At 52.4% G+C, this 15,178-nt stretch carries 13 protein-coding genes; 5 read left to right on the top strand and 8 right to left on the bottom strand.

Features of this window, described 5'->3' with window-relative positions:
* Positions 1-218 precede the first annotated feature (218 nt).
* Together JQ822_RS16865 and mdtD are read left to right on the top strand one after the other, a co-directional pair.
* Positions 219-923 (top strand): FadR/GntR family transcriptional regulator, encoded by a 705-nt coding sequence (locus tag JQ822_RS16865; protein WP_213134416.1) that lies wholly within the window; start codon positions 219-221, stop codon positions 921-923.
* A gap of 1 nt (position 924) precedes the next feature.
* Positions 925-2,352 carry a multidrug transporter subunit MdtD gene (gene mdtD, locus JQ822_RS16860; protein WP_213134415.1) on the top strand — a complete coding sequence of 476 codons (1,428 nt, stop codon included), beginning with the start codon at positions 925-927 and terminating at the stop codon, positions 2,350-2,352.
* On the opposite strand, the gene rbsR is transcribed toward mdtD, so the two are convergent.
* From rbsR to kup, 7 genes are all read right to left on the bottom strand, one after another.
* Entirely contained in the window at positions 2,318-3,310 is a 993-nt protein-coding gene (rbsR, locus tag JQ822_RS16855; RefSeq protein ID WP_213134414.1) for a ribose operon transcriptional repressor RbsR, read from the bottom strand. The genes mdtD and rbsR overlap by 35 nt on opposite strands.
* A 3-nt stretch (positions 3,311-3,313) precedes the next feature.
* Positions 3,314-4,243 carry a ribokinase gene (gene rbsK / locus JQ822_RS16850; protein ID WP_213134413.1) on the bottom strand — a complete coding sequence of 310 codons (930 nt, stop codon included), beginning with the start codon at positions 4,241-4,243 and terminating at the stop codon, positions 3,314-3,316.
* Positions 4,244-4,380: 137 nt separating this feature from the next.
* Positions 4,381-5,271: a ribose ABC transporter substrate-binding protein RbsB gene (rbsB, locus tag JQ822_RS16845; protein ID WP_196208910.1), complete on the bottom strand. Its 891-nt coding sequence runs from the start codon at positions 5,269-5,271 to the stop codon at positions 4,381-4,383.
* A 24-nt stretch (positions 5,272-5,295) separates the two neighbouring features.
* The gene (rbsC, locus tag JQ822_RS16840; RefSeq protein WP_135323766.1) at positions 5,296-6,261 is read right to left on the bottom strand and encodes a ribose ABC transporter permease; all 966 of its coding nucleotides are present in this window, start codon (positions 6,259-6,261) and stop codon (positions 5,296-5,298) included.
* A 4-nt stretch (positions 6,262-6,265) separates the two neighbouring features.
* Positions 6,266-7,771 (bottom strand): ribose ABC transporter ATP-binding protein RbsA, encoded by a 1,506-nt coding sequence (gene rbsA, locus JQ822_RS16835; RefSeq protein ID WP_213134428.1) that lies wholly within the window; start codon positions 7,769-7,771, stop codon positions 6,266-6,268.
* 7 nt (positions 7,772-7,778) lie between these two features.
* Entirely contained in the window at positions 7,779-8,198 is a 420-nt protein-coding gene (gene rbsD / locus JQ822_RS16830; RefSeq protein ID WP_213134412.1) for a D-ribose pyranase, read from the bottom strand.
* A 192-nt stretch (positions 8,199-8,390) separates the two neighbouring features.
* Positions 8,391-10,259: a low affinity potassium transporter Kup gene (gene kup / locus JQ822_RS16825; RefSeq protein WP_096758970.1), complete on the bottom strand. Its 1,869-nt coding sequence runs from the start codon at positions 10,257-10,259 to the stop codon at positions 8,391-8,393.
* A 328-nt stretch (positions 10,260-10,587) separates the two neighbouring features.
* On the opposite strand from kup, the gene ravA reads away from it, so the two are divergent.
* Together ravA and viaA are read left to right on the top strand one after the other, a co-directional pair.
* Entirely contained in the window at positions 10,588-12,084 is a 1,497-nt protein-coding gene (ravA, locus tag JQ822_RS16820) for an ATPase RavA (protein WP_213134411.1), read from the top strand.
* Entirely contained in the window at positions 12,078-13,529 is a 1,452-nt protein-coding gene (viaA, locus tag JQ822_RS16815) for an ATPase RavA stimulator ViaA (RefSeq protein WP_213134410.1), read from the top strand. Before ravA ends, viaA begins: the two co-directional genes overlap by 7 nt.
* 3 nt (positions 13,530-13,532) lie before the next feature.
* Here viaA and asnA read toward each other — a convergent pair whose 3' ends face one another.
* On the bottom strand, positions 13,533-14,525 hold the full coding sequence (gene asnA, locus JQ822_RS16810; protein WP_135323771.1) for an aspartate--ammonia ligase: 993 nt from the start codon (positions 14,523-14,525) through the stop codon (positions 13,533-13,535).
* 151 nt (positions 14,526-14,676) lie between these two features.
* Between asnA and asnC the strand changes: the two genes are divergently transcribed.
* On the top strand, positions 14,677-15,135 hold the full coding sequence (gene asnC / locus JQ822_RS16805) for a transcriptional regulator AsnC (RefSeq protein WP_045449013.1): 459 nt from the start codon (positions 14,677-14,679) through the stop codon (positions 15,133-15,135).
* Positions 15,136-15,178: the final 43 nt, after the last annotated feature.

Here is a 15,178-nt window from a genome sequence, read left to right as displayed (position 1 = left end):
GCGGCTTGTAATCCGTTGTTCCGTGTCAGTGGAGGCGCATTATAGGGAGTTATTTCAGGCTGACAAGGGGAAATTTAAAATAACTTTCTGAGTGCGTATTTTTTCATCAAAAGCGTCATTAACGTGCCATAAAATAAGCAACTTGCCGTTTTTGCAACCGCAATCACACTTCCTGGTGGCATACTAATGAATAAGAGAAAGAGTAAGGAAGAATATTCATGCCTTTAAATGCCCAACAATTAGCCGCACAGAAAAACCTTTCCTATGTTCTGGCCGAAAAGCTGGCTCAGCGAATATTAAAAGGTGATTACGCGCCAGGCTCTATCCTGCCTGGTGAAATAGAACTGGGCGATCAGTTCGGCGTGAGCCGTACTGCAGTAAGGGAAGCGGTAAAAACGTTAACGGCAAAAGGAATGGTATTACCGCGCCCGCGTATCGGTACTCGCGTTATGCCCCAGGCAAACTGGAACTTCCTCGATCAGGAGCTGCTCACGTGGTGGATGACGGAAGATAATTTCCCTCAGGTCATCAAACATTTTCTGGTGATGCGCATTAGCCTGGAGCCCCAAGCCTGTTTACTGGCTGCCACCATCGGCACGGCGGAACAAAAAGCGCACCTGAATACCTTAATGAAAGAGATGGTCGAGCTAAAAAAGAACTTTAAGCGCGAGCGCTGGATTGAAGTTGATATTGCCTGGCATGAACACATTTATGAAATGAGCGCGAATCCATTCCTTACCTCCTTCGCATCATTGTTCCATTCTGTGTACCAGACCTATTTTACCTCTATTACCTATAACGACGTGGTGAAGCTGGATTTGCATCAGGCCATTGTGGATGCCATAGAGGACAGCGATGGCGATCGCGCCTTCACCGCCTGTCAGGCATTACTGATAGCCCCCAATGATCTCCCGGACAAATAACATGCCAGAAAAGAAATCACGCAGTATGGCCGGGTTGCCATGGATCGCCGCCATGGCTTTTTTTATGCAGGCATTAGACGCCACTATCCTTAATACTGCGTTACCCGCCATCGCACACAGCCTCAACCGCTCCCCACTCGCCATGCAGTCTGCCATCATCAGCTACACCCTGACGGTAGCGATGCTGATCCCGGTGAGTGGCTGGCTGGCAGACCGCTTCGGGACCCGACGTATCTTTATGATTGCCGTGAGCCTGTTTACCCTGGGCTCACTTGCCTGTGCGCTATCTGGCTCTTTAACCGAACTGGTTGTTTTCCGGGTGATACAGGGTATTGGTGGCGCAATGATGATGCCGGTTGCCCGCCTGGCGCTACTGCGCGCCTACCCGCGTAGTGAACTACTCCCGGTACTTAACTTCGTGACCATGCCGGGACTGGTGGGGCCGATTTTAGGCCCGGTTTTAGGCGGGGTTTTGGTTACATGGGCCAGTTGGCACTGGATCTTCCTGATTAATATTCCAATTGGCATTGCCGGTATCTTCTATGCCCGCAAATATATGCCGAACTTCACCACACCACGCCGTGGCTTTGATATGACCGGTTTCTTTCTCTTTGGTCTGAGCCTGGTGTTGTTTTCCAGCGGAGTGGAGTTGCTCGGTGAGAAGCTTGTCGCCAGTTGGATAGCGCTGAGCATTATTCTTGGCAGCATTTTGCTGCTGCTCGCCTACATCCGCCACGCGCGCCACCATCCAACACCGTTAATTGCGCTCCCGATCTTTAAGACCCGAACGTTCTCGGTCGGTATCGCCGGAAACCTTGCCACACGACTGGGGACGGGATGCGTGCCTTTCTTAATGCCGCTGATGTTGCAGGTAGGTTTTGGCTACCCGGCGCTAATAGCCGGTTGCATGATGGCACCGACAGCGCTGGGGTCCATTCTGGCGAAATCGATGGTGACACAGGTCCTGCGTCGGCTTGGCTACCGCACAACGCTGGTCGGCGTGACGGTATTTATCGGCCTGATGATTGCGCAGTTCTCTTTGCAATCTCCCGCCATGCCAATCTGGATGCTGATCCTGCCGTTGTTCATTTTAGGTATGGCAATGTCCACCCAGTTTACCTCGATGAATACCATTACCCTTGCGGATCTGACCGATGAAAACGCCAGCAGCGGCAACAGCGTGCTGGCCGTTACTCAGCAGTTATCAATCAGTTTAGGGGTCGCCATCAGCGCCGCTGTATTGCGTATCTATGAAGGCATGGAAGGAACCAATACGGTCGAACAGTTCCACTATACCTTTATTACGATGGGCGCTATTACGGTGATATCAGCGCTAATGTTCATGCTGCTAAAAGCCAAAGATGGCCGCAACCTGATCAAAGAGCGGCATAAGTCTAAACCGACCCCCGCACCATCAGAACAGGAGTAAGCTGCAGGCGCTGTTGCTGCAAGGTGGGTTGCGCCATACGGTGGATTAACACATCGATGGCCAGCTCGCCCAGTTCATCTTTAGGTTGATGGATGGTCGTAAGCGGCGGCGTCATGTAGCGCGCCAGTTCAATATCATCATAGCCTACCACCGCCATATCCTGCGGGATGCGCAATCCTGACTGGTACAAAGCCTGATACGCCCCCACCGCCATTGCATCATTGCCCGCGAAAACGGCCTGTGGTCGCTGTTTATGCGACAACAGCGTTTGCATGGCTTCAAATCCGCCGCCAAACTCGAAATCACCTGTAATTTCGTAGCCTTGCGGAATCGCTAACCCAGCCCGTTTCATTGCCGCGCGATATCCTTCCAGACGTAAACGTGCCGGCGTTTTATCCAGCGGCCCGGTGATACAGGCAATGCGCGTAAAACCTTTTTCGATAAGATGCTGAGTAGCTAAATCCCCACCCAGCAGGGAATTATCCTGAATCAGGTCGCTTTCACCCTCAAAAGGTGACCAGTCCATCATCACGGTGGGAATAGAAGGGTAACGCTGCATGATCTCCATGGAAGGCTGATGGGTTTCGGTGCAGAGCAGCAGCAAGCCGTCCACCCGTTTTTGCATCAACGTTTCCAGATTACGGTTCATGCGCTGTTCATCGCCTTCGGTGTTGCATAACACCAGGCTGTAGCCGCGTTCAAAACAGCTACGCTCAACGCCGCGCACCAGTTCGGAATAAAAGGGGTTGGTACTGGCAGTAATTAACATGCCGATGGTGCGGGTCTGATTTAACTTAAGGCTACGCGCCAGCGCGGAGGGCGCGTAGTTAAGCTGTTTAATCGCGGCGTCAACTTTGTCGGTGATAGCCTCGCTGACAAACCGGTCTTTATTAATGACGTGAGAAACCGTCGACGTGGAAACACCCGCCAGGCGGGCAACGTCCTTCATTGTAGCCAAGCGTTACCTCTGCTGACCTAAAAACGCCTCAATTTCTTCGCGCCACGGAACGGAAGGCTGTGCACCTTTACGCGTTACCGCAATCGCTGCGGCCGCATGTGCAAAGCGAATCGCCTCAGGCAACGGTGTCTCTTCCAGCAGCGCGGTAATTAACGCGCCGTTAAAGGTGTCTCCGGCAGCGATGGTATCAACAGCGTCCACTTTAAAACCAGGAACACGGTGACCATCACCGTTTACGCTGGCCCACACACCACGACTTCCTAAGGTAATTAGTACGGTGTGAATACCCTTCGCGTGCAACGCCTGCGCTGCTTTAGCGGCATCTTCATCGTTTTCTACCCGGATCCCTGTCAGCTTTTCAGCCTCGGTTTCATTCGGGGTAATGATGTCCACCAGCGACAACAGCTCGTCAGAAAGTTCTCGTGCCGGAGCCGGGTTAAGCGCAACCGTGGTGTTATGTTGACGCGCAATTTTTGCCGCAGCCAGTACGCTTTCGATGGGCGATTCTAACTGCATCAGTAAGGCCGAAGCCTGCGCAATACGGTCTCGCTGAGCTTCCACCAGCGCAGGAGAAAGTGCGGCATTCGCCCCGGCATGAATAGCAATAACGTTCTCGCCTTCAGCATTGACAAAAATCAGCGCCACACCGGTCGCTTCGCCAGAAATCACGCTAATAGGTGTAATATCAATGCGATCGCTGGCTAATTGTTTACGTACACTTTCACCAATATCGTCATCACCCGTACAGGCAATGAATGAGATATTTGCGCCACTACGACCCGCAGCAACCGCCTGGTTCGCGCCTTTTCCGCCAAATGCGACCTGATATTGGCTACCGGTTACGGTTTCGCCTGGTGTCGGAAAAGAGTTAAGGTTGAGGATATGATCGGCATTAATGCTGCCAAGAACAACGAGGTTGCCTGCGGTTTTCATGTTCGGTATTCCAAGTCAAAGTGCGCCACCGGGTTAGGGTGGCGCGTGCCCTGCTTTTCTTTTTACGCTTTCATCTTCAAATATCTGAGGATGGCGTATTTATGTCGCCATCAGGCCGTTCACTGCCTGAATCGCTATTACTGCTTGATGACCAGCTTCAGGTCAACCGGATATTTAGCCTGAACCTTCTCGCCTTTCAGTACCTTATCCGCAGTCTCAACGCCTTTCGCGCCAATCTGATCCGGTAATTGAGCGATGGTCGCAGCCAGTTTGCCATCATTTACGGCTTTTTCGCCATCAGGCGTGCCGTCAAATCCAACCACCATCACATCAGATTTACCCGCAGTTTGCAGAGCACGCAGCGCGCCCAGCGCCATTTCATCGTTCTGAGCAAATACGGCCTGCACATCAGGGTGCGCGGTCAGCAGGTTCTGCATGACGTTCAGACCTTTGGTACGGTCAAAGTCTGCTGGCTGGCTGGCCAGCACGTTAAATTTGTGTGCAGCAACGGCCTGCTGGAAACCTTCTCCACGCTCACGCGCCGCTGATGTTCCGGCAATACCTTGCAGTTCAATGACTTTCGCGCCTTCACCTGCTTTCTTCGCAATGTAATCACCGGCAATTTTGCCACCCAGCACGTTATCAGACGCGATATGGCTGACAACTTCACCTTTACTTGCCTGACGGTCCAGGGTGATCACCGGAATTTTCGCCTGGTTAGCCATTTTCACGGCATTACCCACGGCATCGGAGTCGGTCGGGTTAATCAGCAGAATTTTAGTACCACGAACAGTTAAGTCCTGAACGTTCGCCAGCTCTTTCGCCGGGTTGTTCTGCGAGTCCAGAATCACCAGGTTGTAACCCAGCTTATCGGCTTCTTTTTGCGCCCCATCCTTCAAAGAGACAAAGAACGGGTTGTTAAGGGTGGAGACCACCAGCGCAATGGTATCTTTTGCCATCGCATTCGCACTCACGGTGGCGCTCAGCGCAACAGCAGAAACCAGGGTAGCCAGTTTTTTCATGTTCATATTTAAGATGTCCTGTAGTCGTTGTTACTGCTTTTTGTTGTCTACCAGTACCGCCAGCAAAATCACCACCGCTTTAACGATCATCTGGTAATAGGAGGAAACACCTAACAAATTCAAACCATTATTGAGGAAACCGAGAATCAATGCGCCGATCAGCGTCCCAACAATACGTCCTTTACCGCCCGCCAGGCTGGTACCGCCTAATACCACCGCCGCGATAGCATCCAGCTCATAGCCAGTACCCGCCGTCGGTTGCGCAGAGGAGAGACGCGCCACTTCGATGATGCCTGCCAGCGAGGCCAGCAGCCCACAGAGTGAATAAACGATAATTTTGATTTTACTGACGCTGATACCGGACAAACGCGTTGCCGCTTCGTTGCCACCCAGCGCATAGATATAGCGACCCAGACGCGTATGGTGCAGCATGTACCACGCCGCCAGGAAGACAATTCCCATAATCCACACCGGCGTAGGGACGCCTAACGGACGGCCAATACCAAACCAGCCAAACAGATCGGCATTTTCGGTAAAACCGGTGTTTACCGGGCTGCCGTTGGTATACACCATGGTCACGCCGCGTAGCAGCAGCATCATAACCAGGGTCGCGATAAACGCCTGCACCCGGCCTTTTGCCACAATTACCCCGGTCACGGCACCAATTGCCGCGCCTGCTGCCAATGCAGCCGCAACGGCCACCAGAGCGTTAACTTCAATCCCGACAATTGAAGCAGCAATCGCACCGGTGAGCGCCAGCAGAGAACCGACGGATAGATCGATACCCGACGTCAGAATCACCAGCGTCATGCCAACAGCCATAATGGCGTTGACCGACGTTTGCTGGAGAATGTTGAACAGGTTATTAACGGTAAAAAAGTTGGGGCTCATGGTGGAAACAATCGCGATCAGCACTAACAGAGCAATGAGCGACTTTTGCTCCAGAAGCCATGCTTTAGTGAAATAACGGCGACCAGAAACAGCCTGGGTAGTCATCTTTTTACTCCTGATTCACGCGATTAAGCTTGCCCACAGCGGCAGCCATTAATATTTCCTGAGTGGCCTGCTCGCGAGTAAACTCACCGCCGAGATGCCCTTCATGCATGACGATAATGCGATCGCTCATGCCCAGTACTTCTGGCATCTCCGAGGAGACCAGAATGATGCTCAGCCCATCGGCCTTAAACTGGTTAATAAGCTGGTAAATCTCTTTCTTGGCCCCAACATCCACGCCACGCGTTGGCTCATCGAGAATCAGCACTTTGGGTCGGGTCATCAAACCACGCGCAATCGCCACTTTTTGCTGATTGCCGCCGGAGAGCAGGCCGATAGCCTGTTCCATTGAAGGCGTTTTAACATTGAACAGACGGATAAAATCATCCACCGCCTGCTGCTCATCTTTATGTTTCAGGCTGCCGCCCGCACGACTGAAGTAACGCAGCGCGGTCAGTGACATGTTCTCTTTCACCGACATGCCCAGCACTAAACCATCGCGTTTACGGTCTTCAGAAATATAGACGATGCCGTTAGCCAATCCATCCTGCGGCGAACGGGTAACAACTTCATGGCCATCAAGCGTGACGTAACCGCTGGTGCGCGGCAATGCGCCGTACAGCACTTTCATCAGTTCGGTACGTCCGGCGCCCATCAGCCCCGATACGCCAAGGATCTCACCTTTGCGCAGCGTGAATGAAACATCGTTTACGCCAGGGCCGCACAGGTTATCGACCTTCAGGCGAATATCACCCGGTGCTTTATCCAGCCGCGGATACTGATCTTCTAGCTTACGTCCCACCATCATTTCAATGAGCGAATCTTCGGTCAGCGAGGTCACTTCACGTTCGGCAATAAACTGCCCATCGCGGAACACCGTCACGTCATCGCAAATCTCGAAAATTTCTTTCATACGGTGAGAAATATAGACAATGCCGCGCCCCTGCGATTTCAGCTCGCGGATCACGCGGAACAGGGATTCGGTTTCGGTGTCGGTCAGCGCATCCGTCGGTTCATCCATAATGATGACTCTGGATTCAAAGCTCAGCACTTTGGCGATTTCGACCATCTGCTGATCGCCAATCGACAGCTCACCGACCAGTCTGTCGCTTTTAAAACGCAGATTGAGTTTGGCGAGCAGCAAATCGGCTTCGGCATACATCTTCTTCCAGTCGATTTTGCCAAAGCGATTCACAAACTCACGGCCAAGGAAAATATTCTCGGCGATGGTGAGTTGCGGGATCAGGTTCAACTCCTGGTGGATGATGCCGATCCCCGCTTCCTGAGAGGATTTAGGACCGTTAAAGGTGGTTTCTTTCCCCAGCCACAATAACGAACCGGCATCACGAGTGTAGATCCCGGTCAGCACTTTCATCATGGTGGATTTACCCGCACCGTTTTCGCCCACCAGCGCCATAACGCGGCCTGAGTAGACATTTAACGCGGCGCCGGATAGCGCTTTAACGCCCGGGAACGCTTTATCGATCCCTTTGAGTTGCAGTAATGCGTTCATGATGGCCTCAGAACGTGACGCCAGCACAAAGAATGATATTCGCATACGGAGAACATTCTCCGCTGCGAATTACCGCCTGACTGTCTGCGGTCTGTTTTTTAAATTGTTCATGCGTGGTGTAACGAATTTCTATGGTATTTCCCTGGTGTTGTTGCAGTTGCTCAATGTGGCTGAGCAACGTTTCGTGGAGTTGTGGATTATGTTGTTTGATTTCCGTCGCGAGAATGGCCGTCTCGACCTGCATTTCACGTGTGACCACATCCAGTACCTGCATAAAAGAAGGTACGCCCTGGGTTAATGCCATATCGATACGCGTTGTGCTGTTCGGGATGGGTAAACCCGCATCACACACCACCAGCGTATCGGTATGCCCCAGACGGGAGATCACCGATGAAATTTCAGAGTTGAGTACCGTGCCTTTCTTCATTTTCTTTCCCCACTAGCGAAACGTTTCGCTGAGAATTAGTTTAGTCTGAAGGATGCACAGAAAACCACCTCGAGGTTACGAAAATGTGATCGCCATCGAAACGTTTCGCAAGCCGTATCATCGGATGAAAGGAAAAGGGTGAGGGAGAAAACAAAACGCCCCCTTTCATGAGGAAAGAGGGCGTCATTAACGTTAAATCTCGACCTGAGTACCGAGTTCAATCACCCGGTTCGGTGGGATCTCAAACTGGTCCGGCGCACGCAGCGCATTGCGCTGCAACAGCAAATACAGCTTACCGCGCAGACGTAAGTACCACGGACGCTTGCCGACAATCAGCGACTCGTGCGACATAAAGAACGAGGTTTCCATCATCCGACAGCTTAAACCTTCCAGACCGCAGCGATGGAACACTTCCTCGACGTTCGGCGTTTCGCGCCAGCCGTAACTGGCAACCACGCGCCAGAAGGTTGGCGACAGCTGCTCAATTTGCACCCTACGCACATTATGAACATACGGTGCATCTTCTGTACGCAGCGTCAGCAGGATCACGCGTTCATGCAGCACCTTGTTATGTTTGAGGTTATGCAGAAGTGCAAACGGGATGACATTCATGGCACGGGACATATATACCGCCGTACCCGGTACGCGCACCGGCGGCGATTTCTCCAGGGAAGCAATCATCGCCTCCAGAGAGTTGCCGTGCTCATGCATACGACGCAGCAGACGGAAGCGTTCGCTTTTCCAGGTAGTCATGATGGTAAACATCACCAGACCCAGCGTCAGCGGTAGCCAACCGCCAGAAATCAGTTTATCGAGGTTCGCGGAGAACAGCGGAATATCGATGCACAGGAAGGCCACCAGAATAAGGAAAACGAAGTATTTGTTCCAGTGCCAGTTTTTGCGTGCCACGGTAGTCGACAGAATAGACGTCAGCACCATCGTCCCCGTGACCGCAATACCGTACGCGGCGGCCAGGTTACTGGAGTGTTCAAAGCTGACAATCACAATCACCACTGCGATATACAGCATCCAGTTGACGAACGGAATATAGATCTGCCCGGATTCCATCTCTGAGGTATGGATGATGCGCATAGGCGACAGATATCCCAGACGTACCGCCTGACGCGTCAATGAGAATACGCCGGAGATAACCGCCTGCGAGGCGATAACCGTGGCCAACGCGGCAAGGATAAGCAGGGGAATCAACGCCCAGTCCGGTGCCAACAGGAAGAACGGGTTTTTGATCGCTTCAGGATGTTTTAACAGCAACGCTCCCTGACCAAAGTAGTTCAGCACCAGCGAAGGTAACACCACGGAGAACCACGCCAGGCGAATGGGGAATTTACCAAAATGGCCCATATCGGCGTACAGCGCTTCAACGCCGGTTATCGACAGAACCACCGCCCCCAGCGCAATAAATGATAGCGTTTTGTATTCGAGGAAGAAATGCACTGCCCACATTGGGTTTAACGCCTGCAGCACTTCCGGGTTAGCAATAATGCTACGCACGCCCAACACCGCCAGTACCAGGAACCAAACCAGCATAATGGGAGCAAAAAGCTTACCCACTGTTCCGGTACCGTGCTTTTGAATCATAAACAGCAGCGTCAGGACAATAATAGAGAGTGGAACTATCCAGGTATCCAGCTGTGGCGCCACTATCTCCAGACCTTCAATCGCCGACATCACCGAAATGGCAGGCGTAATCACCACCTCACCATAGAAGAAGCTGCCGCCAATCAACCCCATAATAACCAGCATCGAGGTCGTTCGCGCCGACGTATTGCGACCGGCCAGCGACATCAACGTCAGGATCCCGCCTTCCCCGGCGTTATCGGCGCGCATGACAAACGTCAGGTATTTGATGGAGACAACAAAGATCAGTAGCCAGAAAATCAGCGAGAGGAAACCAAACACCGCATCGCGTTCAACGCCAAAACCAAACTGCCCGGACAAACATTCACGGAGTGTATAAAGTGGGCTGGTACCAATATCACCGTAGACAACCCCAATCGCCGCGAGGGTAATCGCAGACAATGATTGCTTATTATCAGTGCTCATAGACTCGTCTTTCGTTTATACACATCATCATTCAGGCCACTTTCATTGACTTCACTCGTTATTCCGCCCATCCCAGGAGATAACTCATTTACCGTCTTAGCGTAGCTTGATTGATTTGGTGTATATATAAGAAATGTGTGCGTAGTCCCTTGGCCCACAAAAAGGCGCACAGTATGCACGATTAATCGCAAAATCGTACCCCTAAATGAGGCCAGATTAATCTGGCTCAAAGAAAAATAGGCGCACCTTCAGTCTATTACTGCACTGGTGTGAAGCATCTATACTCGCAGTTTACGCAGTACATTTGGCGAAAGGACGCCACTTCATTATGGCTCACCCACATTTATTAGCGGAAAGAATTTCCCGTCTGAGCAATGCGCTGGAAAAGGGACTTTATGAACGTAGCCACGCCATTCGTCTTTGCCTGTTGGCGGCTCTTAGCGGTGAGAGTGTGTTCTTACTCGGCCCGCCCGGAATCGCAAAAAGCTTAATTGCGCGTCGACTGAAGTTTGCGTTTAAAAACGCGCGCGCGTTTGAATATCTGATGACGCGCTTCTCTACGCCAGAAGAAGTTTTCGGCCCTTTGTCAATTCAGGCCCTGAAAGATGAAGGACGCTATGAGCGCTTAACAGCAGGTTATCTTCCAGAAGCTGAAATCGTCTTTCTCGATGAAATCTGGAAGGCGGGCCCGGCAATCCTCAACACGCTGCTGACCGCCATTAACGAACGCCACTTCCGCAACGGCGCCTTTGAGGAAAAAATCCCAATGCGTCTGCTGGTGGCGGCCTCCAACGAGCTGCCTGAAGCAGACAGCAGCCTGGAAGCACTGTATGACCGTATGCTGATTCGTCTGTGGCTGGACAAGGTGCAGGACAAGGCCAACTTCCGCTCCATGCTGTTAAGCCAGCAGGATGAAAGCAACAATCCGGTCCCGGCAACATTACAGGTGACGGATGAAGAGTATTACCAGTGGCAAAAAGATATCGGCACCATTACGCTTCCCGATCGCGTCTTTGAGCTGGTCTATACGCTGCGCCAGCAGTTGGATGCGCTACCGAACGCCCCGTACGTTTCTGACCGTCGCTGGAAAAAGGCAATCCGCCTGTTGCAGGCCAGCGCCTTCTTCAGCGGACGCGAGGCAGTTGCACCTATCGATCTTATCCTGTTGAAAGATTGCCTGTGGTACGACGCGCAAAGCCTGAACCTGATGCAGCAACAGCTTGAAATATTGATGACCGGACACGCCTGGCAGCAGCAGACAATGCTAACGCGTCTCGGCACTATTGTGCAGCGCCGCCTCCAGCTACAGCAGCAACAGAGCGATAAAACAGCCTTTACGGTCATTCGTCAGGGTGGGATGTTCAGCCGTCGTCCTCATTATGATTTACCTGTGGACGTTAATGCGTCGGTTGTGACATTACTGCTGCAAAAGCCCTTAAAGCTGCACGATATGGACGTTATCCATATTGCGTTTGAACGTAGCGCGCTGGAACAGTGGCTGACCAAAGGCGGTGAGATCCGTGGCAAATTAAACGGGATCGGCTTTGCCCAGACGCTGAATATGGAAGTTGACAGCGATCAGCATCTGGTCGTGCGCGACGTCAGTTTGCAAGGCTCCCGCCTGGCGCAGCCGGGTTCATCAAAAGAGAGCATACCCAGCGAGATAAAAGAGCAGCTTGAAGCGCTCGATAACGAGTGGCACCAGCAGCACCGCGAGTTTAGCGAACAGCAAAAATGTCTGTTTATTCATAGCGACTGGTTAGGTCGGATTGAAGCCAGCCTACAGGACGTCGGTGAGCAGATCCGCCAGGCACAACAATGCTGACCCTTGATACGCTCAATATCATGCTGGCGGTAAGCGAAGAGGGGATGATCGAAGAGGTGATCCTCGCGCTGCTGGCCTCTCCACAGCTGGCGGTTTTTTTTGAAAAATTCCCCCGGCTAAAGAAAGCGATAGCCAACGATCTTCCCCGCTGGCGCGAAGCATTGCGCAACCGTCTGAAAGATACCCGCGTGCCGCCAGAACTGACGGAGGAAGTGATGTGCTACCAGCAAAGCCAGCTCCTTTCCACCCCGCAGTTAATCGTCCAGTTACCGCAAATATTATCGCTACTGCACCGGTTGCATTCCCCCTACGCCGGGCAAGCCCAGCAGTTAGTCGATAGCAATAGTACATTCACCCCTGCACTGCATACGCTGTTTCTACAGCGCTGGCGTTTAAGCCTGGTGATTCAGACCACCACGTTGAATCACCAGTTACTGGAAGAAGAGCGCGAACAGCTGCTCAGCGAAGTTCAGGAGCGGATGACGCTGAGCGGACAATTGGATCCGGTACTGGCGGAAAACGACACCGCTGCAGGTCGTTTGTGGGACATGAGCGCAGGTCAAATCAAACGCGGCGATTACCAGCTGATTGTGAAGTACGGCGATTTCCTGACGCAGCAACCCGAACTCCAAAAATTGGCCGATCAGTTGGGTCGCTCCCGGGAAGCCAAATCGGTACCGCGTAAGGACGCGCCAATGGAAACCTTTCGCACACTGGTACGAGAACCCGCCACCGTCCCGGAGCAGGTTGATGGCATCCAGCAAAGCGACGATATTTTGCGTTTACTCCCCCCGGAACTGGCAACGCTTGGCATCACCGAGCTGGAGTATGAGTTCTATCGGCGGCTGGTGGAAAAACAGCTGCTGACGTACCGCCTGCACGGCGAAGCCTGGCGTGAGAAAGTCACCGAGCGTCCGGTTGTGCATCAGGATTTTGACGAGCAGCCTCGCGGGCCTTTTATTGTCTGTGTGGATACGTCGGGCTCAATGGGGGGATTTAACGAGCAATGTGCGAAAGCCTTTTGCCTGGCGCTGATGCGTGTTGCGCTAGCAGATAATCGTCGCTGCTTCATTATGTTGTTTTCTACCGAAGTGGTGCGCTATGAGCTGTCCGGCCCGGAAGGAATTGAGCAGGCGATCCGCTTTCTGAGCCAGCGTTTTCGCGGCGGTACGGACATTGCCAGCTGTTTTCGCGCCATTATTGAAAGGATGCAGGGACGGGAATGGTTTGATGCCGACGCCGTCGTTATTTCGGATTTCATCGCTCAGCGATTGCCCGATGAGGTCGTCAGCAAAGTAGGGGAATTACAGCGGGTGCACCAGCACCGTTTTCATGCGGTCGCCATGTCAGCCCATGGTAAACCCGGCATCATGCGCATTTTCGATCATATCTGGCGCTTTGATACCGGGATGCGAAGCCGCCTGCTCAGACGCTGGCGGCGTTAATTTTTACAGCAGAGAGGCGACGCTTTCGCGGACCTGCGCTGGCCATACACCACACTGAACTTGACCAATATGTGGTAACTGCAGCAGCAGCATGGTCAAACGTGACTGGCCAATACCACCGCCAATGGTCTGCGGCATTTCGCCACGCAGCAGCGCCTGGTGCCATTCCAGACTCAGGCGATCTTCGTCACCGGTCAAAGACAGTTGGTGTTTTAATGCGTCGGCATCCACACGGATCCCCATTGAAGACAGCTCAAACGCATCTTCCAGAACCGGGTTCCAGACCAGAATATCGCCGTTCAGACCGGCATAACCCAGCTCGGAAGCAGAACTCCAGTCATCATAATCAGGTGCACGCACATCATGACGATGACCGTCACTGAGCTTGCCGCCTATCCCCACCAGGAATACCGCCCCCAGATCTTTCGCGATTGCGCGCTCACGCCCTTTTGCATCGAGATCTGGGTAGCGAGATAGCAGCTCCTGGCTGTGAACAAAATGGATCTGTTCTGGCAGGAACGGTGCCAGACCAAATTCTTTGCTTACCGCCGCTTCGGTCGCTTTAATTCCCGCCCAGATAGCCTCTACCGTGCTTTTCAGAGTGGAGAATTGACGTTCGCCGTCGCCCATTACGCGCTCCCAGTCCCACTGGTCCACATAGACCGAGTGAAGCGGAGAGAGGCGGTCTTCATCCGGGCGCAGGGCTTTCATGTGCGTGTACAGCCCTTCGCCTGCGCTGAAGTCGTGTTGTCCCAGCGTTTGACGCTTCCACTTCGCCAGTGAATGCACCACTTCGAACTGGGCGTCTGGCAAGGCTTTCACTTTCACCTGCACCGCTTTTTCACAGCCCGACAAGTTATCCTGCGTGCCATCTCCTACCCGACTCAGGATCGGTGCCTGGACTTCAATCAGTCCCAGACGCTCTTCCAGTTGACGAGAAAAGTGAGATTTCACGAAGCTAATTTGACGTTGTTTGGCAATGTAAGCGGTTTTCATTATGTTTACTCCTGTGTCCTGTTGCCTATGATTAAGCAACAGAATGCGGTCAATATTCAATAATCAACAAACAAAAAGCCGCATTAGATTTTGATTCGTTAAAATTACCCGCTAAAATAGAGTGAATCATCAATCTACATAAGAAAAACCTATGGAAAATTATCAGATCGACAATCTGGACCGCGGCATTCTTGACGCCCTGATGGAAAATGCCCGTACCGCCTATGCAGAACTGGCCAAACAGTTTGGCGTCAGCCCGGGAACGATCCACGTACGTGTAGAAAAAATGAAGCAGGCCGGGATCATTACCGGTGCGCGCATTGACGTCAGCCCTAAACAGCTGGGTTATGACGTTGGCTGTTTTATCGGCATCATCCTGAAAAGCGCGAAGGACTATCCGTCCGCACTGGCCAGGCTGGAAAGCCTCGATGAAGTGACCGAAGCGTATTACACCACCGGCCACTACAGCATCTTTATTAAAGTCATGTGCCGATCCATCGATGCCTTACAGCAGGTACTTATCAACAAGATCCAAACAATCGATGAAATTCAGTCCACTGAAACCCTGATCGTCCTGCAGAACCCGATTATGCGTACTATTCGTCCATGATCGTTTTTTTTAATCCCCTATTTTTCCACAGGTAGATCCCAGC

The organism is Citrobacter sp. FP75 (assembly GCF_018342065.1).
Classification (GTDB): domain Bacteria; phylum Pseudomonadota; class Gammaproteobacteria; order Enterobacterales; family Enterobacteriaceae; genus Citrobacter.
This window is presented reverse-complemented; position numbering and strand designations above follow the sequence as displayed.

Bases quoted from the DNA above. Each gene is read 5' to 3' on its own strand.
- rbsC (WP_135323766.1), bottom strand. From the start codon at position 6,261: ATGACTACCCAGGCTGTTTCTGGTCGCCGTTATTTCACTAAAGCATGG.
- ravA (WP_213134411.1), top strand. From the start codon at position 10,588: ATGGCTCACCCACATTTATTAGCGGAAAGAATTTCCCGTCTGAGCAAT.
- rbsB (WP_196208910.1), bottom strand. From the start codon at position 5,271: ATGAACATGAAAAAACTGGCTACCCTGGTTTCTGCTGTTGCGCTGAGC.
- rbsK (WP_213134413.1), bottom strand. From the start codon at position 4,243: ATGAAAACCGCAGGCAACCTCGTTGTTCTTGGCAGCATTAATGCCGAT.
- rbsD (WP_213134412.1), bottom strand. From the start codon at position 8,198: ATGAAGAAAGGCACGGTACTCAACTCTGAAATTTCATCGGTGATCTCC.
- viaA (WP_213134410.1), top strand. From the start codon at position 12,078: ATGCTGACCCTTGATACGCTCAATATCATGCTGGCGGTAAGCGAAGAG.
- mdtD (WP_213134415.1), top strand. From the start codon at position 925: ATGCCAGAAAAGAAATCACGCAGTATGGCCGGGTTGCCATGGATCGCC.
- JQ822_RS16865 (WP_213134416.1), top strand. From the start codon at position 219: ATGCCTTTAAATGCCCAACAATTAGCCGCACAGAAAAACCTTTCCTAT.
- asnC (WP_045449013.1), top strand. From the start codon at position 14,677: ATGGAAAATTATCAGATCGACAATCTGGACCGCGGCATTCTTGACGCC.
- rbsA (WP_213134428.1), bottom strand. From the start codon at position 7,771: ATGAACGCATTACTGCAACTCAAAGGGATCGATAAAGCGTTCCCGGGC.
- kup (WP_096758970.1), bottom strand. From the start codon at position 10,259: ATGAGCACTGATAATAAGCAATCATTGTCTGCGATTACCCTCGCGGCG.
- asnA (WP_135323771.1), bottom strand. From the start codon at position 14,525: ATGAAAACCGCTTACATTGCCAAACAACGTCAAATTAGCTTCGTGAAA.